The following is a 23,290-nucleotide window of genomic DNA, read 5'->3' as shown; positions in this document are numbered from 1 at the left end:
CCAGCTACATGAGTTCCATGACCATGATCATCTTCATCAAACGATTTGTCCTCAACAAAAGAAACTCCGTCTTTTACTTTCAAATCTGGATGATCAGCAATTCCCGTATCTAGAATAGCGATATTTATATTTTTACCTTCAAATTTATTCTCATGGGCAAGATGACTGCCAATAGCCTGTATTCCCCAAGGAATCAATTGATTATCTTCAACATCTTTCTTTTTTGGTTTATCTACGGATGTCACTTCAACGATTGCATTTTCTTCCACAAATAAAACTTGATCATCACTGGCTAATTCTAATAATTCCAATTCGGTTAACTCAGCAACAATCATATCTTTCTTTTTGGTTTTGATCTTTTTTGTTTTTTTATCTTTTAATTTTTTTTCTTTAAATTCGTCTGAAGAAACTTCTTCATGTAAACCGATTAAATACGATGTAACCTCTTCTTTTTCTAACAGTTCACTAGGATTTGCATATGCTAGATTCGAAAATAGCATAGAGAAAATACAAATAAGTACGATCATCTTTCTTGAGTTCAAAATATTGCCTCCTATAAGTGATTTATTTAAATTTAAACTGAACGTATTAATCTATCTATTTATTCGGTATAGATTGTCCCATCGCTCTTATAAGGTGAATAGTCCATTGCTAGTATTCCATGCTGCCCATCTAGTTTCCAATAGCCGATGAGCCCTGATTCGTTCCCTATCAGTTCTTTGTTCATTGTAAATAGGATCTCTTCTTCGCTGCGAGCTTTATTCCATAAGCGCACATCTTTCATTGTTCCATTCCACGTTTTCCCAATCCATAGTGGATAATCATTATTTGCTATTCCTGCTACTCCTTGAAACTCTCCAATATATTTCCCATCCGAATAATATTTTTGCAACCCTGTGCTATCTACTGTAACGGCTATGTGATGCCATGTGTTTGGCTCATAGGGTGTTTCCAATTCTATATTGGTAGATCCAAAGATTGCTGATGAAAAATGAAGATGACTTATTTTCTGCTGATTTTCTTCAGTACTCTTAACATAAAAGTTATAATTCCTAGTATCCACTGTTCCATTTTCTTTACTTACAATAATTCTGTATTGTTGACCCATCTCTTCTGGTGTTTTAATCCATGCTTCAATCGTAAGTTCACTCACAGTAAATGCATTACTTACTCCTATATCTACATAATCATCTACCCCATCAAAAGCTAATGCTGCTTCTCTTAAAGGTTCACCAACAATCGTTCCAGGATGACCATGTTTTGCAGAATCGTATGCGATAGTTCCCTCTAATTCATCTAATTTCCAATACCCCATGAGTCCTGATTCGTTCCCTATCAGTTCTTTGTTCATCGTAGATAGGATCTCTTCTTCACTACGAGCTTTATTCCATAAGCGAACATCTTTCATTATTCCATTCCAGAGATTATTTGATTTCCCAATCCATAGTGGATAATCATTGTCTGCTATCCCTGCTACTCCTTGAAATTCTCCGATATATTTCCCATCAGAATAATATTTTTGCAACCCTGTATTATCTACTGTAACGGCTATGTGATGCCATGTGTTGGGTTCGTAGGGTGTTGGTAATTCTACTATAGATGCTCCAAATATACCTGAGGAAAAATGAAGATATCCTATTTTTTGAAAATCTTCAGTACTTTGCACATAAAAATTGTAGTCTCTTGTTGAAACATCATTTCCTCCGCTTTTACTTACAATATTCCGCCATTGTTGACCCATCTCTTCTGGTGTTTTAATCCATGCTTCCATCGTAAGTTCACTCACAGAAAATGCATTACTTACTCCTATATCAACATAATCATCTACTCCATCAAAAGCTAATGCTGCTTCTCTTAAAGGTTCACCAACAATCGTTCCAGGATGACCATGTTTTGCTGAATCATATGCGATAGTTCCCTCTAATTCATCTAATTTCCAATAGCCAATGAGTCCTGATTCGTTCCCTATCAGTTCTTTGTTGATCGTAGATAGGATCTCTTCTTCACTGCGAGCTTTATTCCATAAGCGAACATCTTTCATTATTCCATTCCACAGATTATTTGATTTCCCAATCCATAGTGGATAATCATTGTCTGCTATCCCTGCCACTCCTTGAAATTCTCCGATATATTCCCCATCAGAATAATATTTTTGCAACCCTGTATTATCTACTGTAACGGCTATGTGATGCCATGTGTTGGGTTCGTAGGGTGTTGGTAATTCTACTATAGATGCTCCAAATATACCTGAGGAAAAATGAAGATAACCTATTTTTTGAAAATCTTCAGTACTTTGTACATAAAAGTTGTAGTCTCTTGTTGAAACATCATTTCCTTCGCTTTTACTTACAATATTCCGCCATTGTTGACTCATCTCTTCTGGCGTTTTAATCCAAGCTTCCATCGTAAGTTCACTCACAGTAAATGCATTACTAACTCCTATATCAACATAATCATCTACTCCATCAAAAGCTAGTGATGCTTCTCTTATATTTACTTTGTTCCTTTTTATTAAGTTGCCATTGGAATCATATTCAAAATCTATTTTACTCCCTGAAACTGTACTAATATAATCCAATCGATTTGATTCATCATAAAAATATTCATATTTTGCATGTGCTTGGGAAGTAATGAAAATGAATGTAAAAATACAGAACAAAAACAAACATATTCTCTTTAGTAACAAAGATCTTATCCCCCTATCGTTTAGTTACCATTGAACATTAACGTTCAATGGTATATTCAATCTCTGCTTCAAAACCACTTGGTAAACCAATTGAACCCAGCTCAATTTGATTTAATCCTTCTATTAATGTTAATTGACCTTCAAATTCTACTTCAACTTCGTAAGGTTCTGCTAATTGATATAGCAGTTGATAACTAGATAAATATTCATTATTTACTGTCGGAACAGTATTTTGACCTTCTCTAAGTATTCCTTCCGGAGTTCGCTTAGCCCAATATTTATTACCTGTTCCGTTATATGGTATACTACCTGCGCTACCTTCAACGTACATTTTCCAACCATTAAAATATGATTTAATTTCTTCATTAGTAGGAGTGTAATTCTCTCCCCAACCACTGTCTGTGTCAGCAATAGATATTAATATATCTCCTAACTGCCATGAAGTTTGGCCTAGAATATCTGACTCTAGCAAAGAGTTGCCATAATTTAAAACTTTTCCATCGTATTTTACTAATTGAGGTTTTAGATTGTTATCTACATTCGTATCAAAATCATCAACTCTAATTAACTTGAATCCTTCTTGATCTGAATTAAATTTCCAATCTAAACTCCCATCCAACGACATAACCTCATATGTTTTCAATTGATACAACTCATCATTCTTTTGATATAACTTATCTCTCAAACTACCATCAACACTAGATGATAATAGAGTGTCAATATATATAGCAGCTTCACTCTGAGGTTCAAATGGCATAGATTCAGAACCTAATACTAGCATTGGTTTTTTTAATCTGTAGTTACCTGTTTCAGTTTCATACCAGCGAATTTTAATATACTTTGCTTCATTGGTTGTCGTATATTGACCACCATTAGCAAGATGAACTGACCCAAAATTTTCAGTACCAGGTGTGTCATCCATTGTGCTTGCAATCCAAAACTTAGACGAAGTATTTTCTTCAATAGAAAGTGTATATGTTGTATTAGGAAGTGCAGGAACGAATACCTCTAAAGCATTTGACCAAGAAGGACTTCCAAATTCGACTTCAATTTCATAATCTGAAATATAATTGATTATTTTATTCCCATTCAAATCCTTCCATTGACTAAATGGAGGTAGTAAATTGTTTCCTTTTCTCACAATATAAGGGTTTGTTACACTTTGCATCCCATCGACAAAAGGATACATTTCCTCGATATATTGTTGTCCATCAGATAGAGTTAGAGAATTAATAAAACTTTCTTCTGTATCTGTGATTTCATAAACAAATGCACCATCAAAATTTATAATACCTCCTGGAGTATTTACATCAAAACGTAAAAGCCAATCGTCATCTGTTTTAGTAGATAGATCAAATGTTGTGTAATATAAATTCCATTCCTCACTTACATCATAAAACTTCATATATTTATCTGTTGAATTAAAATTATCATTGCCCTTTCTGCCTATTAAATATAAATCCATTTCAGGATTCTCACTACTTGCTTTAGCCCAGAAACCAGCCAAAACTCTTTTACCACTTAGATCTAATAAAGTAGAGTAACCAGCAACTTTTTCAGTACTTCCTGAACTATTATCTATTTTTCCACTTGATGTACCAAATTTATTTAATGAAATATCAGTAGTTAATCCATTTCCCCATAACTCTTGCTCTTCAAAATTGCCTCCATTTCCTAATAAATTGACAAGTGTACGTCCTTCTAGTGAAGTAAGCGATGCAGAGGTATCCATATCTGCTTCGACATAGTTCAAACCACTTTTCAATACTTCCGTCTGCTTTTGTACATCAAACACTTCTGTTCGAACTAAATTACCGTTTTTGTCGTATTTATAGTTCGTCTGAAGATTAAACTTGTAAGGTTCTATTTTTAGTAAATAATCACTTAAGGAATAATTCCCATCTTGACTTATAATTCGTATATAATACATATTTCCTCTGGACACTCGATAATAAACTTCTTCTAATATTCCAGCACTATTAACTCCATCACCTATTTGATTCAAGTTCTCATCATAAATATAAACATCATAGTTCACATCATTCGGAACCATTAAAGATAATGTATCAATTCCTGTTCCTGATGCTTCATACTTGTATAAACCTTCAGATTCGTTCGAATTTAATGCACCTGAATAAGTTAATTTATATTCTATCTCTGTTGCCGAAGAAACGTTCATATTCATTTGACCTTGTACAGGTAATATCAATGATGAAAGTATTGAAACGATAAGTAATGTAATTAAAGCATTTGATTTTTTAAAGTATTCCACTATTATCATCCTCGTATTTGTTGTATTTATGCAATTTCTATTCTGTCAACTAGCACATAGATTTCATTTTCACTTATTTATTAGAGTCATAGAAAACCATAAGATTATGTTAATAATAAATGGTAATTGAATATTCATACTGAACTTCTATTTGTACATTTACCCAACATTTAACGTTCAATATTATATTCAATTTCTGCTTTAAAACCACTAGTAAGATCTTGTATTTTCGTTTCGCTTTTCAATTGGTAAATTAGTCTATAAGGTAGGTAATCTGAAGGTTTAAAAGATAGAGAATTTTGAGCATCTATTTCTTCTCCATTTCCTGTGACACTTACCCACCTCATACTATCTGTATACTTCCATCCATTAAAATAACGTTGGATATCTTCATTTGATGGAGTATAATTTTCTCCCCAACCACTATCTTCGTTGGAAATTGAAATAAATAAATTTCCACTATCCCATAAATGAGACACTTGATTCATATCATTAAAAGAAGTAGTATTTAATTCTAATGGTTCTCTATCATATTTTGTCATAGATATAACTGGCTGCTTGGTATTATACCCGTGTTTATAAGTAACCACAGTATAACCTGATCCTTTTCCTGAATACTCAAACTTATCTGAACTATTCAATTCCTTGAATCCTATATTATCTATAACTGATGACCTTAGCTCTAATTGGTTATAACCCTCTAATAACATAATTTGATTTTCTATCTGTATTTCTTCTACTACACTATTCTGAAGTTCGTATTGTAACTGATACGGTGTATAGTCATTTGGCATAGAAGATAATGCAGAGGTCTCATCAGTTGTTCCCCCATTTCCTGTTTTACTGATCCATGTAGATCCATCTATATACTTCCATCCATTAAAATAACGTTGGATATCTTCATTTGATGGAGTATAATTTTCTTCCCAACCACTATCTTCATTGGAAATTGAAATAAATAAATTTCCACTATCCCATAAATGAGACACTTGATTCATATCATTAAATAAAGTAGTTTTCAGCTCTAAAGGAATACCACTATCTTTTATCAAACTTACAAGATTTTGTTTAGTATTGTAACCATGCTTGTATACAACCACAGTGTAATCTGGTTCTTTAAAATTTAAATTATACTCATCATTTCCGTTTAACTCTTTATATCCAATTTTTCTATTTACTATCATCTTAGTATCGTTTTGATAAAGTCTATCTTTAATATCTCCATGAATATTTGAATGAAGTGAAGTTTGGATATTCATGGTTTTTTCATTTGGATTTTCAAAAGGTAAAGGCTCATCTCCTATGTTAAGCATCAAGTTTTTTAGATTATAACTGCCATTTTCATCCGTTTTCACTCTCAATCTAATTGGCAAGGATTTTGTAAAAGTAATGTTTCCATAATTGTTTATTGTTAAATCATTAATTTCAACAAATTCACTATTATCACTATTAATTAGTTGTAATCCCTCAAAGATTGAATTATTTTTATCTATAGACAATGTGTAAGATTGATTAGTAATCATAGGAATATCCATTTCAATATCATACCATTTTAAAGCCGTCAGTCCTTTTAGAGCATAGTCTGAGTGTTGAAATATATTTTTTCCCTTTATTAAAAATAAAGGATTTGTGATAGATTGCATCCCATCGACAAAAGGATACATTTCCTCGATATATTGTTGTCCATCAGATAGAGTTAGAGAATTAATAAAGCTTTCTTCTGTATCTTTGATTTCATAAACAAATGCACCATCGAAATTAATAATATCATCTGAGGTACCAAAGCTATCCACATCCACTCGAAAATGCCAATAATCATCTGTATTTGAAGAAAGATCAAACGTATCATAGTATAATTTCCAGTCATTATCTACAACATAACTATTAACTTGAGGTGAATTAATACCAATATCATTCATTTTACCTAGTAAATACAGCTGCATATTAGGTGTACCACTGTTTGCTTTAGCCCAAATACCAGCCAGAATCTTTTTGCCACTTAAGTCTAGTGAGGTAGAATTACGAACTGTTTTTTCAGTGATTCCTGTGCTATTATCAATTATTCCACTAGATCTACCAAATTTACTAGTTGAAATATCAGTAGTTAATTTATTGGTCCACAACCCTTGCTCTTCAATATTTCCTTCATTCCCTAATAAATTGACAAGTGTACGACCTTCTAGTGAAGTGAGCGATACAGAGGTATCCATATCTGCTTCCACATAATTCAAACCACTATTCAAAATTTCCTTTTGCTTTTGTACATCAAACACTTCTGTTAGAACTAAATTACCGTTTTTGTCGTATTTATAGTTCGTCTGAAGATTAAACTTGTAAGGTTCTATTTTGAGTGTGTAGTCACTTAACGAATAATTCTCATTTTGACTTATAATTACTATATAATAAATATTTCCTCTAGACACTCGATAATAAACTTCTTCTAATTCACCTGTACTATTAACTCCAGCACCAATTTGATTCAAATTCTCATCATAAATATAAACATCATAATTCACATCATTCGGAACGATTAAAGATAATGTATCAATTCCTGTTCCTGATGCTTCATACTTGTATAAACCTTCAGATTCGTTCGAATTTAATACACCTGAATAAGTTAATTTATATTCTATCTCTGTTGCCGAAGAAACGTTCATATTCATTTGACCTTGTACAGGTAATATCATTGATGAAAGTATTGAAACGATAAGTAATGTAATTAAAGCATTTGATTTTTTAAAGTATTCCACTTTTATCATCCTCAAATTTGTATATTTATGTTATTCTAAGCTCTCTTATTTAGAATAATCATAGAAAAAACGGTATTTGAAATGATCCTCCCTTCTATATTTTCATACTGAGCTTCTATTTTCTCAAATATATTTGCAAAAACTAATTAATTGAATTTCATTTCAATAGAACATTTAACGTTCAATATTATATTCAATCTCTGCTTCATAACCACTATCTATACCCCAAGAACCTAGCTCAATTTGATTTAATCCCTTTGTTAGTGTAAATGTCTTATTTTCCACTTGAGTTTCCTCTACTACTGGTGTTGCTAACTTGTATTCAAGTGTATATGGATTTTGACTAAAGTAGGATTTAATATCTCCCGTGTTAGGGATGTAATCTTCGCCCCAACCACTATCAGCGTCTGATATCGTAATATAAAGACGTTTATAGGTAGGGTTTACACTAAAATAATACTGATCATAATTAGATAATTTTGCATAGACTAACCCCGATTCTTCTAACGAGATTTGATTAAACTTAATTAAGCTGCTAGCATCAGTTACACCACTTCCATTTTTTCCAATATAATCATCAAAGCCATCCAAACTAACCACTTTATACCCTGACCTATCATCTATTACACTTCTCCAGTTTTTCGAACCATCCAATATTACTTTTTTATGTATTTTTAACGTGTATAATGTGACTAGTTCTTCGTAGGGCTCTTCAAGTTGGTATTGAAGTGTGTATGGATTAGCATCAAAGTAAGCTCTAATCTCTTCTGTACTAGGTGTATAATCTTCTCCCCAACCACTATCGGTATTTGGAATCGCAATAAAAACCCTCTTAAAATCTTCACCTACACTGATATAATATTGATTTTCATCTGTTAAACTATCGAATACTGTTCCTGATTCCTTATAAGTTACATCACTAGAACTAACTAATTGACTAGCACCCATTTTAGCTTTATCTAGATAATCAGATATGTGTTCAAAACTTACTATCTTATAGCCTGATCTTAAATGTACATAACTTCGCAAACCTACTGATCCATCTACTGTTAACACCTCATGAGTTTTCCACTTATAGTATTTATCACCTCTCTGATATAACTCATCTTTTACACTTCCATCCACACTTGATGTAAGAATTGTATTTATATAAAGATCATCTTCCTCCATAGGTTCAAACGGTAGAGGTTCTGGACCAAAATTAAGCATTGGATTACTAATTGTGTAGGTGCCAGTTGCAGTATCTGTAACTGTGAGTCCTAAGTTAATATAGGATACTCCTGATGGGATCTCAACATTTACGGTATACTTTCCTGTAGAAGTTTGAGTTTTCTCTCCCCATGATGAAATCTTATTCATATTATCATCTAGAGTTCTCACCCATAAATAAAAACCACCACTACCTCCATAATTTTCTACTGTTAAATCCATAGAAAAAGAATAGATCGTATCTTCAATCACAGGAATATGATTGATTCGAACGTCTACGAACTCATCCGTATTATTTTTCTCCCATATTTCTTTATAATCACTCAGTATGTTCCTTGTATATTCTTTATTTATTTCACCCCACATTGATGGAGGAGGCAATAGATTCTGACTTCTTCTCACTAAATAAGGATTAGTTACACTCTGCATCCCATCGACAAAAGGATACATATCCTCGATATATTGGTGTCCATCAGGTAGAGAAAGAGAGTTGATGTAACTTTCCTCTTCATCTGTGATTTCATAAACAAATGCACCATCAAAATTAACAATATCTCCTGGGTTATTTACATCAAGACGAAAGATCCAATCGTCATCTGTTTTGGTAGATAGATCAAATATTGTGTAATATAAATTCCATTCCTCACTTACATCATAAAATCTTATATATTTATCCGTTGAATTAAAGCCATCTTCACCTTTTCTACCTATTAAAAATAACTCAATTTCAGAATTTGCACTATTTGATTTAGCCCAAACACCAACTAGAACCTTTTTTCCACTAAGGTCTAATGAAGAGGAGTTTCTAGCAATTTTCTCTATACTTTCTAGGCTGTTATCAATTTTTCCACTTGATGTACCAAATTTGTTTGTTGAAATATCAGTAGTTAAGGTATTTGCCCATAAACCTTGCTCTTCAAAGTTTCCCTCATTCCCTAACAAATTGACAAGTGTACGTCCTTTTAGTGAAGTAAGTGATGCAGAGGTATCCATATCTACTTCGACATAGTTCAACCCACTTTTCAATAATTCCTTTTGTTTTTGTACATCAAATACTTCTGTTCGAACTAAACTTCCATTCTTGTCGTATTCATAGTTCGTTTGAAGATTAAACTTGTAAGGTTTTATATTAAGAATATATTCATTACTTGAATACATCCCGTCATTGCTAAAAATTTTTATGTAATAAATCTTCCCTCTATTGACTCTGTATAGTTCTTCTTCAACTCCTAAGCTGCTAATGTCAGATCCTATTATATTTAAATTCTCATCGTAAATATAAACATCATAATTGACATCATTTGGAACGATAAGAGATAACGTATCTATCCCAGTTCCTGATGCTTCATATTTGTATAAACCTTCAGGGTCGTTGGAATTCAATACGCCTGAATAAGTTAATTCATATTCTATATCTGTTGCAGAAGAAACATCCATATTCGTTTGACCCTGTACAGGTAAAAAAGTTAATAAAAGAATTGAAAAGACTAGTACCTTTGAGATACTAGATTTTGTCGAGTAATATTTCATTGTTTCCCTCCTAGTTACTTTTTTATATAATCTAGTAGACTCTTAAAACCAATTTCCCCCCTTCATTTACTAAAACCTTCATTAATTTACCTTTAAATCATATACAAATTTTTTTCTTATTTCTAATGGAAATATGTTACTTTTAAAGATTGTTAATCTTAAAGAGAAATCAAAATAAACCTTTCATAACAGAGAAAGGTTTTTTTGTTAGAGGAAAACAAGAGTATAAATTGTACTATAAAGGGTGAACAGAGATATTAATGGAATTTAGATAAAAAGATGATTTATGGGGATTTATGTTTTTTGAATCAATCATGGATCGTACCGTTTTTGATATATTGGGTGTCGTTTGTCAAACCACCCTGTCTCAGAGGAATGTAGCTGCCCTTTTTTAAATTTATATAGATGGATGAATGGCAAGGTGTTATACTAAATGCTTTTGCTATTTTTCGTTTTCTTGTTCTTTGATAAAACTATCAATTATTATATAACCCACCATAATAATGCTAAGACTAAAAATACTATTTAAAGGAATTAAGAACCTCGGTATAGGGCGGAAAAACGGTATATACAAATAAAATGCATAATATAGAGCTGGTAATCCGATAAAAATTAACTTTTGAAAATTTATTTTCCACTTTCCAGTTTTTTTAAATTCTTTTAATAGTTTAGGAACCCCAAGATATATCCCAATTGGGAGATAAATTAAAGTTGAATACATTGTCCAAGGATAAAAATTGTATGTTCGTTGCATTATGTTTTGAAAATAATTAGTCATTTCACTTAAAAAAATTAGCAAAACAATAAATCCAACACCATAGATAAGGTACTTAACTGAATTTTTCCAATTGTATCCCATTATATTTCCCTCCGCTTTTAATTTACATGAACATTAGTTACATAAATATTAAAAGGCTTATTTATTATTTGATCATCACACTCTATCTCATCATTTTCAATTTCTATAATTGGAATTCCATCGTGATAAGGATAATTCAAAAATTCTTTTATTATTAATTCTATATTGTTGACAACCTTATATTCCCTACCAAAAGGTAATTTAGAATGAAAATCAGAAATTAAAGTAAACAGAATCCTTCCTGATTGCCACTCAAACCAAGCATAGAAAATCATACCGTGCTTACTATTGGCATTCAAAAATTGATCTTTTCTATTTTTCAGCAATCTATCAAAGAAATTTTTTAAATCATCAGCCGTAAACTCCTGCACTAATTCTTGTGTCAATGAAAAAGACCAATTGTTTTGTGATATTTCTTTATCTAAGTCATCAATTGTGTTACCAATGAATATATTTTCTTCAATTATTTCTTCCAATTCCTTTAGAAACTCTTCTTTTCCCATTGTATCCTCCAACATTGCGAACTGATTACACATTTAAAAGTTATCTATTGAACATCTTTCCAGTACCTAAGATTACTATGAATTGTCACCTAATCTTTACATTCCTATTTTTATGTCCTTTATCAAATAAAATACAAATAGTAACGACAGGTCCAATGAATAATGAAATTATAAACCAAAACCATGTATTCATTCCCTTCATTTGAGCTAATACAGCATTAACGAGAGCCAGTGACCAAAAGTACAATAAAAAGTCCATATCCCTTATCCCCTTCGAAAAGTAGTTATCTATATTCTATTTTACCATATGATTTTTCCTCTCTCGGTTTACTATCTTTGCACTATAACAATCTACACAGTTCACTAAAAAAGATTTTTCTTTAATCTACGCCTGTGATAACCTTTAAATATCAATTAATTTGAAAGTAAAAGGGGTACACATAAATGCGAACTATAAAATATGAGTTAGAACCTGAAGCATATGGTGCAAAAAATAAATTTGTTTCTAAAGAAGGAACAATTGCTGAATTAATAGTTGATACTGGAATGTTACTAGATTCAAGTATTGATAAGGTAATTCCACCACTAAGCACCCTTAATAGAATGTTCTTAGAAGGTGGTTACCCTTGTGCTGCTGAATGGGAACCATTCCAAATTACTGAAGAAGAGTATATAGAATTAGTTCAACACTTGATCTCTTTACCTTCTCCAAGACCTTTTAGAACACTTAAGGATACATAGTTAAAACTCATTTCATTAATTTGGAGGTTTATGATACAATTCATCAATTATTTACGCAGTACCAATTTTATAATTTCTCTCACTATATCAATAATTTGTTCATATATGGCATCTAAATTTGACATGGTTTTTGAAAAAGAAATAACTTCTTTTTGGGAAATCCTTAATTCGTTTATAGTTACGATTGTCTCTTTTCCACCTATGGTAGAAATACTTCCAATAATTAAAATAATGGATGTTATCATAAATAGCCCCGATTTAGATTCATTTTATTTCACGGATTCAATTATCTTGATTGTTACTTTTTTCTTTTACTTATTTAATACGATGATTTTTTTATATCTACTGAAGAAATCTACTAAAAAATTAAGAACCGTAATTTTATTCTTTTTATTCGAAGACTACTTATTAATTCATCTACCAAAATGACACAAAATGATGAAATTAGTAAAAAGCTTGATAGAGTCATTGAATTGCTTGAAAAACAAAATAAAAGCTGACTGCCTACTGACTTTAGTAAGTCAGTAACTTTCCAAATCAACAACTTCTTCTCTTTTTAACCTTATTAACTTTATCCCATTCCTTAATTATATTAGAATCTGGAAACGGCATATAAAATCTTAAAATATGAATAAGGTAAACCCTAATGCCGAAGCTAACAAAGAATATTGGTTATTAAAGGCTACTCCAAATAATATATTAACCATTATTTTGAAGAATTTTTTAATTTTCCAGTTCTTTCCCATTGTTCAACTTCTTTAAATTTACCAAAAAAACCTCCGCATCTATAAAGAACGAATCATCTCTATCATCTACGCCTCTATATAACCTTGACAATTTTATATTGAATATCCCATTAGAATACGACTCTTCTTCTAGGCCAAGCGCTGTACTCTTTGAAATCTCACCATAATATAATTTTAATATAATTGTGTCGCATTCTGGATCATAGCACTTAATATCATGCTCGTTTTCAAACCAATTAACAAAATCATTTTTATCTGGTTTAGTTATAATGACGGTAGTAATCAAAACAATTAATGTAAATAAAATTATGACTATTATTTTTCTTTTTATAAGGTTCACCTTCTCGAATTTAATCCTTAACGATATTCTCTAATATCTCATTTAACTTTTTCAACAACACTACAAATTACTTCTAATGCAATTCCCTATTCTCCATGATTAATAAATTCTAAAACCACATACCCCAGGAGAAATCATCTGACCAAATTACGTTAGGTGGTTATACATATAGATTTTTAAGTGACCAAAAAGAAAACATCCAAATTAGATGTTTTCTTTCAATTTATAATTGTGTCACTATGATAGGATCATGATTTGAAATGATGATGGCTGTAATATCTATTCACCTTTTAATGATTTATTCCATAATAAAGCTTTTGAAATTGCGGCTTGATCCTCTTTAACATCACCTGGCTCATTCCCTCGTCCAGTAATATAGTCTACAAATTCCATATTCACAAAGTTAAAAATGTATTTGAATTGTTGAATTAGAGGTAAAGCTTCTATTTGAGGATTTGCACCACCAGTAACAATGACATAAGCTTTCTTTTTTGACATTTCTTCTTTAAAATCAAACCTTTCATCACGTAAATATTGGGACCATCTATCAAAGAAGATTTTCATGGGTCCAGACATGCCATACCAATATAGTGGAGTTGTGAATATGTATATATTATGACTGAATAATGCAGGTAAAATTTCTTCGTAATCATCTTCTACAATGCTGAAACCTTCTTTAGTATGCCGCTTATCTATAATTGGATTTATATGTTTATCAGACAAATAGATTTTATTGTGATCTATATTATTTAAAACATAATCTGATAAAATCTCAGAGTTTCCTTCTTTTCTAGAACTACCGAGAATATTTAGTATTTTCATTTACTCCACCCCTAGTTAGATTCAAAAATAGCTTCATTTATTCTTCTCTAACGAAACAATTGTTCTTATTATATAAGATGTACAGGATCATATGCAACAGAACAATTTTATTATTCAGTACATACGTAAGATTAAATCCAATCAAAATAGTCCTGATTTTGTAACTAATAAACCAAAATATGAATTTTTATGATAGGATGAAATAAATCTTACATTGAGGAGAACAAAAATCATGAAAGTAATCTCATGTTTACCTGCTGCAACTGAAATGATTTACGAATTAGGTCTCGATTCATATTTAAGTGGAGTAACTTTTGAATGTCCATCAGATAAACCTAAAGTTGTAAGATCTGTATTAGAAGGCAAGGATTTATCTTCTTCAGAAATTAATGAAATTGTTTCACAACATGTGAAGGAAGATAAGTCACTTTATTATATTGAACAAGAATTACTTGAGAAAATTGAACCAGATATCATGTTTACCCAACATGTTTGTGATGTATGTCAGGTGGGAACCTCTTATGTTGAAAAAGCCGTCTATCAGTTAAAAAAACAACCTAAAATCATTCCTCTAATTCCAAAAAATCTGAATGAAATATTTGAAAATGTACTAATAGTTGCTAAAGAATTAGGTACAGAGCAAAAAGGAATCGAATTAGTAGAAAGTTACCACAAACGAATTATTCATATTCAAAATAAGATAAAACACAACAATAAACAAAAAATTTCTGTGTTTTTCATGGAATGGATAAACCCTATCTACAACTCAGGACATTGGATTCCAGAGCTTGTACAGCTGGCTGGAGGCAAAGATGCATTAGCGTCACCAGAAGGTCACTCTAATGTTATACATTTTGAGGATTTAAAAAACTATGATCCAGAAATGATTGTAATATCACCATGTGGATATAATGGTGAAAAAGCGAAACAAGAAGTACTTCAATTAGAAGATTTGGAAGGTTGGAAAGAACTTAAAGCAGTCAAAAATAATCAAGTTTTTCTTTTAGATGCGAACTTCTTTACACAGCCAAGTATCGGAGTAATTGAGGGCATCGAACTTTTAGCTTCATTGTTTTATCCTGATTTATTTCCAGCAAATAAAACTGAACCTTTATGTTAATAGAATAGTGGTCTTATTGTATAACTGAAATAAGACCACGAATTTTCCTATCTTTTATTTATAAACAAAATTATCATTCATTCAAGAACAGAATAGATTTTAGTAGGAACTTGGTGTTTGTAAACTAAAAATTAGATTAATTAAGGACAAATACCAATTGTTTATATAAGGAAATATACTCTCTAGCAGGTTTATCCCAACTTACATTAACCTTCTTTATACTGTTTATAATGCTATGCCAAACCTCTTTATTATGATAACATTCAACTGCTCTTTGAATCGTAAATAACATATCATGAGCATTATAGTTTACAAATGTAAAACCAGTTCCCTCACCAGAATATTGGTTATAAGGTTTAACCGTATCTTTTAACCCCCCTGTTTCTCTAACGATCGGAACAGCTCGATACTGATAGGACAGTAATTGACCTATTCCACACGGTTCAAACAAAGATGGCATAAGGAACATGTCTGAAGAGCTATATATTTTTCTCGCTAGTACTTCGTCAAATTTGATTATTGTCACCATTTTATTTGAATTTCGCTTCGCAGCATCTTCAAAAAACAGTTCATATTTTTTTTCACCTGTTCCCAATATGACAAGCTGTATATCCATTTCCAATATTTCATCCAATACATGAGCAACTAAGTCATAACCCTTTTGTTCAACCAATCGTGAAACCATTCCAATCATAGGAATGTCCTTGTTAACAGGCAAGCCAATTTGCTTTTGAAAACGTTCTTTGTTCAGTCTTTTATTAAATAGTGAGTTTTGATATTTTACTCTCACATTTGGATCAGTAACAGGATTGTAGTTTTTAACATCTATCCCATTTAAAATGCCGTACAAATCTTTTTTCCTTTTTTCTATAACTCCTTCAAGTTGTTCTCCACAATCAGAGGTCTGAATTTCCTCTGCATAGGTATGACTAACTGTTGTTATAACATCAGAATATATAAGTGCACCTTTCATACAATTAGCCTGATCAAAAAATTCAAGTGAATCATTAGCAAAGTATGAATCATCAAGATCAGTTAAACTCTTCAACAATGGTTTTGGAAAAACCCCTTGATATTTTAAATTATGAATTGTGAAAATGGTTTTTATGTTTCTATACATTGGTTTATCAGCGTATTGAGCTTTTAAACAAACCGGAATCAAACCAGATTGCCAATCATGACAATGAATGATATCTGGAATGAAATCTAAGTGTGGAATTGCTTCTAATACAGCTTTATTAAAATAAACAAACCTTTCACCATCATCTCCATAACCATACAGTCCTGGTCTCTTAAAATAAAACTCGTTATCTATAAAATAATAATGAATACCGTTTTCTTGAAGCTCCTGAACACCACAATACTGATTTCTCCAATCAAGCTGGATAGTAAATTCAGTTTTTGTAGTCATTTTATTCTTAAATTTTTCTGGAATATCTCCGTATTTGGGCAGAATCACTCGGATATCTGCACCTTTCTTTTTGATTTGTTTTGGCAAAGAGCCAATTACTTCACCCAGCCCTCCTGATTTCACAAAAGGAGCTGATTCTGATGCAACAAATAGTATATTCATGATATACTTATACCTCCTCTCAAATTACTTTTAACTTCTCTGCAATATATGGGGTTTTTGGATCACCAATAATCTCCTTATCCATATTTACAATCACATGTTTATCTAAAATGACATTTTCTAAAATCACGTTCTGTTGAATTACAGAGTTAGGCATGATAATGCAGTTTTTGAGCCGAGCTCCCTTTCCTACCTCAACACCTCTAAACAAAATACTATTTTCTACTGTACCCTCGATAATACATCCATTTGTCACTAAAGAATTTGAGACTAATGCGTTCGATTTGTAAGTAGCAGGAGCTTCATCCTTTGTTTTTGTATATATAGAATAAGATTGTTGAAATAATGTTTGATATAAAGACATATTCAATAAATCCATACTGTTTTTATAATAACTTTGAACTGTATTCATAATGCCTAAATGACCTGTAAATTTATATCCATACACATTCAAAATGTCTAAATTTTTGATCACAGCATCTTCTATAAAATCTTTCCATCCACTAGCGATTGAGGTTTCTACTAAATCTAGAAACAGGTCTTTTTTCATTAGAAACATTTCCATACTGATTTGATCATTTGTTGCATTTATTTGATGATCTAACATAGAGGTTACGGTTTGATCTGAACTCACTTTTATAGGACGAGCTAATGAGAATTGTTCATCTTTTATATCCTTATATAATAATGTTATTTGCGCCTTATGATCTTTATGAAACTTAAGTATGGGATCAAAATCGATATTACAAATCATATGAGATTTTGTAAGGATCACATACTCTTCATTACTTCGAAAAAAATAATCTCTATGACCATAAAAATAATGTAAATCACCTCTGATCTCTTTTGGTTCTTCAAAAAGAGGAGGTAATACTCTCAACCCGTGCTGTTTTCTATCCAAATCCCATTCCTTACCTGAACCTAGATGATCCATCAAGGAACGATATTTCGTATGAGTAAACATACATACTTTGTGTATTCCCGAGTTAACAAAGCTAGATAGGATAAAATCAATGAATCGATATCTGCCCCCAAAAGGAGTTGAAGCAATACATCTGTTGTAGGTTAACTCTTCAAGTTGGTCTATCTCATTGACCAGATTAATGATGCCCATCACATTTTTCATAGAAGTTTCACCCTTTCATATGAATTAGAGTTACGAAACAATCTCACGATGTCCGATTAAAGTGATCTCCTTCTGATCTCCTACAACACTGTGATCATGAATAACCGCTCCTTCACCTACAATTGATCGATTAATGTCCGCATACTTACCGATCTTTACATTTGGCATGATCACAGAATCCCTAATTTTACTTCCTTCTTCTACATAAACGCCATACGAAAGGATGGAATTTTCAACTTCTCCAAATACAGTACACCCCTCATTCACTAAACTATTTCTCACTGTGGCTTTTGAAGAAATATAATGTGGTGGTTGATTTAAATTCCTTGAGTAAACTTTCCATTTTTTATCATTTAAATTTAGCCGTGAGTTTTCTTTTAAAAGATCCATATGTGTTTCCCATAAACTATTAACTGTACCTACATCTTTCCAATAACTTTCAAAGGAATATGCATACAAAACATACTCGTTCCCCAGCATCTTTGGTATAATGTCTTTTCCAAAATCATGAGTTGAATTGTTATCATTTGCATCAGAAATTAAATTTTGTTTTAGAACATTCCAATTAAAAATATAAATACCCATGGATGCAAGATTACTGCTAGGGTTTTTAGGTTTTTCAGAAAAGGAAATAATTTTTTCTTCATTATTCGTATGGATAATACCAAAGCGATTCGCTTCTTTCCAATCTACGCGAATGGACGCAACCGTTACATCTGCATTTTTTTGTATATGATAATTTAACATCAATTCATAGTTCATTTTATATATATGATCACCAGAAATAACTAGTACATATTTAGGGTTATACTGTTCAATAAAATCAATGTTTTGAAAAATGGAATCTGCTGTTCCACTATACCAATTTCCTCCATTTTGTTTTACATAAGGAGGTAGTAAAGTCACACCTCCATCTTCACGTTCTAAATCCCAAGGTTTTCCTGCCCCAATGTATGAGTTTAATGCTAAGGGTTGATATTGTGTTAGAACACCTACCGTATCGATTCCAGAATTGGTACAGTTGCTAAGCGTAAAATCAATGATCCTATATTTCCCTCCAAAAAAAACGGCAGGTTTTGCTAATTTATTGGTCAAAGCACCTAATCTATTCCCCTTCCCACCTGCCAGCAGCATGGCTATACATTCTTTTGATCTCATTTAATCTCTCCCTACAATAAAAAACTAATTTATTTCTTTAGATATAGCAGGTATTCTTTTTAGCATGATGGTGGCAAGTGGAGGAATGGTTAATTGAATACTAAAATCTTGAAAGTGACAAGATTTTAATCCGGCTTTTACCTTCCCATTCTTTCTTCCTGTTCCCCCAAACCTCACATCATCACTATTAAAAACTTCTTCATAAATGCCAGGGATATGAACTCCAATGTCATAACTTTGACGCGATAATGGTGTAAAGTTACAAACGACAAGAATGATTTCCTCCTCACACCTCCCCTTTCTAATAAATGAAATGATGCTGTCCTTGTTATTGTCCGCATCCATCCACATAAAACCGGAGTGATGATAATCTGACTCCCATAATGCGCATTCTTGTTTATAGAATAAATTTAAACTTCTAACAAATTGTTGAAACATATGATGCATATCAAAATCTAATAACATCCAATCTATTTGTTCCAAGTCTTTCCACTCTTCAAATTGTGCAAGTTCACCACCCATGAATGTAAGTTTTTTTCCAGGATGAGCCATTTGATAACTATAAAGTAATCTTAAGTTAGCAAATTTTTGCCAATATTCTCCTGGCATTTTATTTAACATGGATTTTTTTCCATGAACAACTTCATCATGTGAAAAAGGTAAAATATAATTCTCTGAATACGTATAAAGTAATGAGAAGGTAATTAACTGATGTTTATAAGGTCTATAAATTGGGTCTGATTCCATATAACGCAACATATCGTTCATCCAACCCATATTCCATTTAAAATTAAACCCCAATCCACCCATATAGGTTGGAGAAGTAACGCAAGGCCAATTTGAAGAATCTTCTGCCATCATTAATGCATTAGGATAGTGATGAAATACAGTTTCATTCAGTTTTTTTATAAAGGAGATGGCTTCTATATTCTCAGTACCACCTTGTTTGTTCTTTATGTGTTGGCCCGGAGGTTTGTCAAAGTTTAAATTAATCATGCTTTCCACAGCATCTACTCGAAGTCCATCTATATGATATACATCCATCCAAAACAGCGCATTAGAGATGAGAAAAGATACAACCTCTGGTTTGCTATAATCAAAACTCAATGTGCCCCATGACGGTTTTTCAGCTTTCATACCATCTTTATATTCATATAAAGGAGTACCATCAAACTCCCTCAATCCATGATCATCCTTACAAAAATGACCAGGCACCCAATCTAAAATGACCCCAATTCCATTTTGATGACAACGGTCTACAAAATACATAAATTGTTCTGGCGTACCATAACGACTAGTTATAGAATAATATCCTGTAACTTGATAACCCCATGATCGATCAAATGGATGTTCCATAATGGGTAAAAGCTCAATGTGGGTATAACCCATACTCACTACATATTCAATAAGTTTATTGGCTAGTTCAAAATAGGATAAAGACTCATTATTTACCTTTTTCCAAGTACCTAAGTGCACCTCATATATATTAATTGGATTACTCAGTACATTTGTTTTTCGTTTTTTATCTTGCCATTGTTCATCCTGCCATTTATAAACGTTTAAAGACTTTACAATAGAGGCTGTTTGAGGTCTTCTTTCTGAATAAAAAGCATACGGATCAGATTTGAGAAATACTTTATCTTCATTTGTATGTATTTCATATTTGTATAATGTGCCATCAAATAACTGAGGGATAAACAGACTCCATACTCCAGTACTTTCTATTTCATGCATCGTATGTTCCTTACCGTTCCAATCATTAAAATCCCCAACGACTCTGACTTCTTTTGCATTTGGTGCCCAAGCGGTAAAACGAACCCCCATTTCCTCACCTTCACATTCTAAATGGGCCCCGAACACTTTAAAGGCATGAAATAAATTCCCCTCTTTAAACAAATCTAAATGTTCAATAGTTGGAAGCAAATCTATCATAAATTCAACTCCTTTTAAAACTAAATATAAAAATATAACCATGCTCCCAAAACTTCTTTTTATATGTATGAACATAATAATCGTAATATGAGAAAATTTTTCCACAAAAATATGAACTAAGTACCATTTCAAATGAAGTATTGCTTCCCAATGTTTGCAGTTCAATGAAATGTATAGACAAATGTACAATTTAGTTAATCTAAACGAATGTCCATACCACCTTCAATCTTCAAACATACAATAAATGGAGAACGAATAAGGTGAAGACAATGAAATCTTACGGACAATCAATGAGGGATAACATTGTACGGAAAGGAGTGATCTAATAAATGCCAAAAAAAGTTAACAAGACAAAGAAAAAGAGGAAACACAAAAAACATTCAAAAAAATATTCCAAAAACCCAATGATATCTAAAAAAGAAGTAAATAAACTTGTTGGTAAAGATATTTATGCTATAAAAAAAGATGGAACGTTATATGTTGGAAAGCTTGTTAAAGTCAAAGGTGGAACTATATATATCAGTCCAAAAAGTGGTAATAAAGCACAGACCAAATTTTTATTACCTTTGTTATTAAAAGGTATGTTAGGCATGGGTAAACTTGGTGGTGGTGGCTTAGGAGGTCTTCTTGGAGGCATGCTCGGTGGCGGTGGATCTGGTGGTGGTTCCGGCGGTGGCGGTGGCCTCGGAGGAATGTTACCAGGTTTATTAGGCGGTATGCTCGGCGGCGGTGGTTCCGGCGGTGGCGGTGGCCTCGGAGGAATGTTGCCAGGTCTATTAGGTGGTATGCTCGGTGGCGGTGGATCTGGTGGTGGTTCCGGCGGCGGTGGTGGCCTCGGAGGAATGTTACCAGGTTTATTAGGCGGTATGCTCGGCGGTGGTGGTTCCGGCGGTGGCGGTGGCCTTGGTGGCTTGTTAGGTGGCGGCGGGGCTTCTAGCAGTGGTGCACCTCCAGGAGGCTTTTTTATATAAGTATTTTCAAAAATACTGTTATAATCTAATTTTTCCGGTGCGTTATAATTAAACTTATACGCACCGCTTATTATATTTAAAACTTGCCTATAAAAGAAATTGTATGTAAAATTGGACAAGCTAAAGCTATATTATTGAAAGTGGAGGATTATATGGATAAAATTCATCCTATACCTATTATTTTTGAAGATAATCATATTCTTATTGTAGAAAAACCTATAAATATTCCAACACAGCAAGATAGTTCTAGAGACATAGATTTATTAAATTTACTAAAACAAGACATAAAAAAGCGATATAATAAACCAGGAAATGTATATTTAGGTTTAGTCCACAGGCTCGATCGACCCGTTGGCGGGGTTATGGTGTTTGCAAAAACATCCAAAGCTGCTTCACGGTTATCTAATGCTATTCGGACTCATCAGCTGCAAAAGGAATATATAGCAGTTATTCATGGATCACCAAGCAAACATAAAGGAAAATTGATTCACTATTTAAAAAAAGATACATCTATTAATAAAGTATTTAGTGTCTCAAAAAATGAGAAAAATAGTAAAGAGGCCATTCTTGAATATGAAGTAAAAGGATTTAACAATGGATTAAGCTTCGTACAAATTCGTTTACATACTGGACGTTCACATCAAATTAGAGTTCAATTCTCTGAAATAGGTTGTCCTTTATATGGAGATCAAAAGTATGGAGAGAAAATCAGCAAAAAAAATCAACAGCTTGCATTATGGTCAAAAAGAATAAGCTTTTTCCATCCAACTTTAAAAAAAGAGGTTGAGTTTTTTTCCATTCCCCCTTCCGAATATCCGTGGAATATGTGGGAGGAAATTAGATCATAACTTTCACTTACTATTGCCAGATTTTTAATCTTTATGTAAAATATCAGCATGATATATCCTTTAATTTCCACACATGTTGTATTTTTTAATTATTTTAAGTCAAA

20 protein-coding genes are annotated in these 23,290 nt (G+C 32.2%); 5 read left to right on the top strand and 15 right to left on the bottom strand.

The genetic code is table 11. From position 1 onward, the window contains the following. From ERL59_RS03735 to ERL59_RS20675, 8 genes are all read right to left on the bottom strand, one after another. Positions 1–542, bottom strand: a 542-nt coding sequence (locus ERL59_RS03735; RefSeq protein WP_235929777.1) for a S8 family serine peptidase, incomplete at its 3' end; no start/stop codon positions are given. Positions 543–601: 59 nt separating this feature from the next. Beyond that, complete coding sequence (locus ERL59_RS03730) at positions 602–2,686, bottom strand: LamG domain-containing protein (protein WP_160644658.1); 2,085 nt, start codon at positions 2,684–2,686, stop codon at positions 602–604. Positions 2,687–2,723: 37 nt separating this feature from the next. Then, a complete protein-coding gene (locus tag ERL59_RS03725; RefSeq protein WP_160644656.1) occupies positions 2,724–4,958 on the bottom strand; it encodes a hypothetical protein in 2,235 nt (744 codons plus the stop codon). Between the two features lie 170 nt (positions 4,959–5,128). Next, complete coding sequence (locus ERL59_RS03720) at positions 5,129–7,708, bottom strand: hypothetical protein (RefSeq protein ID WP_160644653.1); 2,580 nt, start codon at positions 7,706–7,708, stop codon at positions 5,129–5,131. Between the two features lie 174 nt (positions 7,709–7,882). Continuing rightward, complete coding sequence (locus ERL59_RS03715; RefSeq protein ID WP_160644651.1) at positions 7,883–10,447, bottom strand: hypothetical protein; 2,565 nt, start codon at positions 10,445–10,447, stop codon at positions 7,883–7,885. A 442-nt stretch (positions 10,448–10,889) separates the two neighbouring features. Next, complete coding sequence (locus tag ERL59_RS03710) at positions 10,890–11,306, bottom strand: hypothetical protein (RefSeq protein WP_160644649.1); 417 nt, start codon at positions 11,304–11,306, stop codon at positions 10,890–10,892. Between the two features lie 17 nt (positions 11,307–11,323). Continuing rightward, complete coding sequence (locus tag ERL59_RS03705; RefSeq protein WP_160644647.1) at positions 11,324–11,809, bottom strand: hypothetical protein; 486 nt, start codon at positions 11,807–11,809, stop codon at positions 11,324–11,326. Between the two features lie 85 nt (positions 11,810–11,894). Next, positions 11,895–12,068: a hypothetical protein gene (locus ERL59_RS20675; RefSeq protein WP_201763471.1), complete on the bottom strand. Its 174-nt coding sequence runs from the start codon at positions 12,066–12,068 to the stop codon at positions 11,895–11,897. 185 nt (positions 12,069–12,253) lie between these two features. Here ERL59_RS20675 and ERL59_RS03700 point away from each other — a divergent pair, with 185 nt between their 5' ends. Beyond that, positions 12,254–12,550, top strand: coding sequence for a hypothetical protein (locus ERL59_RS03700; RefSeq protein ID WP_160644645.1), 297 nt, complete (start codon positions 12,254–12,256; stop codon positions 12,548–12,550). Positions 12,551–12,597: 47 nt separating this feature from the next. On the opposite strand, the gene ERL59_RS03695 is transcribed toward ERL59_RS03700, so the two are convergent. After that, positions 12,598–12,795 carry a hypothetical protein gene (locus ERL59_RS03695; protein ID WP_160644642.1) on the bottom strand — a complete coding sequence of 66 codons (198 nt, stop codon included), beginning with the start codon at positions 12,793–12,795 and terminating at the stop codon, positions 12,598–12,600. Between the two features lie 120 nt (positions 12,796–12,915). On the opposite strand from ERL59_RS03695, the gene ERL59_RS20970 reads away from it, so the two are divergent. Then, entirely contained in the window at positions 12,916–13,050 is a 135-nt protein-coding gene (locus ERL59_RS20970; protein WP_160644662.1) for a DUF4083 family protein, read from the top strand. A gap of 223 nt (positions 13,051–13,273) precedes the next feature. Here ERL59_RS20970 and ERL59_RS03685 read toward each other — a convergent pair whose 3' ends face one another. Continuing rightward, the gene (locus ERL59_RS03685) at positions 13,274–13,636 is read right to left on the bottom strand and encodes a hypothetical protein (protein ID WP_160644640.1); all 363 of its coding nucleotides are present in this window, start codon (positions 13,634–13,636) and stop codon (positions 13,274–13,276) included. A gap of 279 nt (positions 13,637–13,915) precedes the next feature. Then, positions 13,916–14,458 carry a flavodoxin family protein gene (locus tag ERL59_RS03680; protein WP_160644638.1) on the bottom strand — a complete coding sequence of 181 codons (543 nt, stop codon included), beginning with the start codon at positions 14,456–14,458 and terminating at the stop codon, positions 13,916–13,918. Between the two features lie 232 nt (positions 14,459–14,690). Between ERL59_RS03680 and ERL59_RS03675 the strand changes: the two genes are divergently transcribed. Then, positions 14,691–15,578 (top strand): ABC transporter substrate-binding protein, encoded by an 888-nt coding sequence (locus ERL59_RS03675; RefSeq protein ID WP_160644635.1) that lies wholly within the window; start codon positions 14,691–14,693, stop codon positions 15,576–15,578. Positions 15,579–15,714: 136 nt separating this feature from the next. Here ERL59_RS03675 and glgA read toward each other — a convergent pair whose 3' ends face one another. The 4 genes from glgA to glgB are packed head-to-tail and all read right to left on the bottom strand — an operon-like array spanning position 15,715 to position 21,367. Further along, the gene (glgA, locus tag ERL59_RS03670; protein ID WP_160644633.1) at positions 15,715–17,151 is read right to left on the bottom strand and encodes a glycogen synthase GlgA; all 1,437 of its coding nucleotides are present in this window, start codon (positions 17,149–17,151) and stop codon (positions 15,715–15,717) included. Between the two features lie 19 nt (positions 17,152–17,170). After that, positions 17,171–18,277 (bottom strand): glucose-1-phosphate adenylyltransferase subunit GlgD, encoded by a 1,107-nt coding sequence (gene glgD / locus ERL59_RS03665; protein WP_160644630.1) that lies wholly within the window; start codon positions 18,275–18,277, stop codon positions 17,171–17,173. 30 nt (positions 18,278–18,307) lie between these two features. Next, positions 18,308–19,435, bottom strand: coding sequence for a glucose-1-phosphate adenylyltransferase (locus ERL59_RS03660; protein WP_160644628.1), 1,128 nt, complete (start codon positions 19,433–19,435; stop codon positions 18,308–18,310). A 24-nt stretch (positions 19,436–19,459) separates the two neighbouring features. After that, on the bottom strand, positions 19,460–21,367 hold the full coding sequence (gene glgB, locus ERL59_RS03655; protein ID WP_160644626.1) for a 1,4-alpha-glucan branching protein GlgB: 1,908 nt from the start codon (positions 21,365–21,367) through the stop codon (positions 19,460–19,462). A gap of 590 nt (positions 21,368–21,957) precedes the next feature. Between glgB and ERL59_RS03650 the strand changes: the two genes are divergently transcribed. Continuing rightward, positions 21,958–22,338: a hypothetical protein gene (locus tag ERL59_RS03650; protein WP_160644624.1), complete on the top strand. Its 381-nt coding sequence runs from the start codon at positions 21,958–21,960 to the stop codon at positions 22,336–22,338. Positions 22,339–22,490: 152 nt separating this feature from the next. Next, positions 22,491–23,186: an RluA family pseudouridine synthase gene (locus tag ERL59_RS03645; protein WP_160644622.1), complete on the top strand. Its 696-nt coding sequence runs from the start codon at positions 22,491–22,493 to the stop codon at positions 23,184–23,186. Positions 23,187–23,290: the final 104 nt, after the last annotated feature.

It is taken from the genome of Chengkuizengella marina, from assembly GCF_009910845.1.
GTDB lineage: Bacteria > Bacillota > Bacilli > Paenibacillales > KCTC-33759 > Chengkuizengella > Chengkuizengella marina.
The sequence above is the reverse complement of the archived record's forward strand: the minus strand, read 5'-3'. Positions and strand labels throughout refer to the sequence as shown.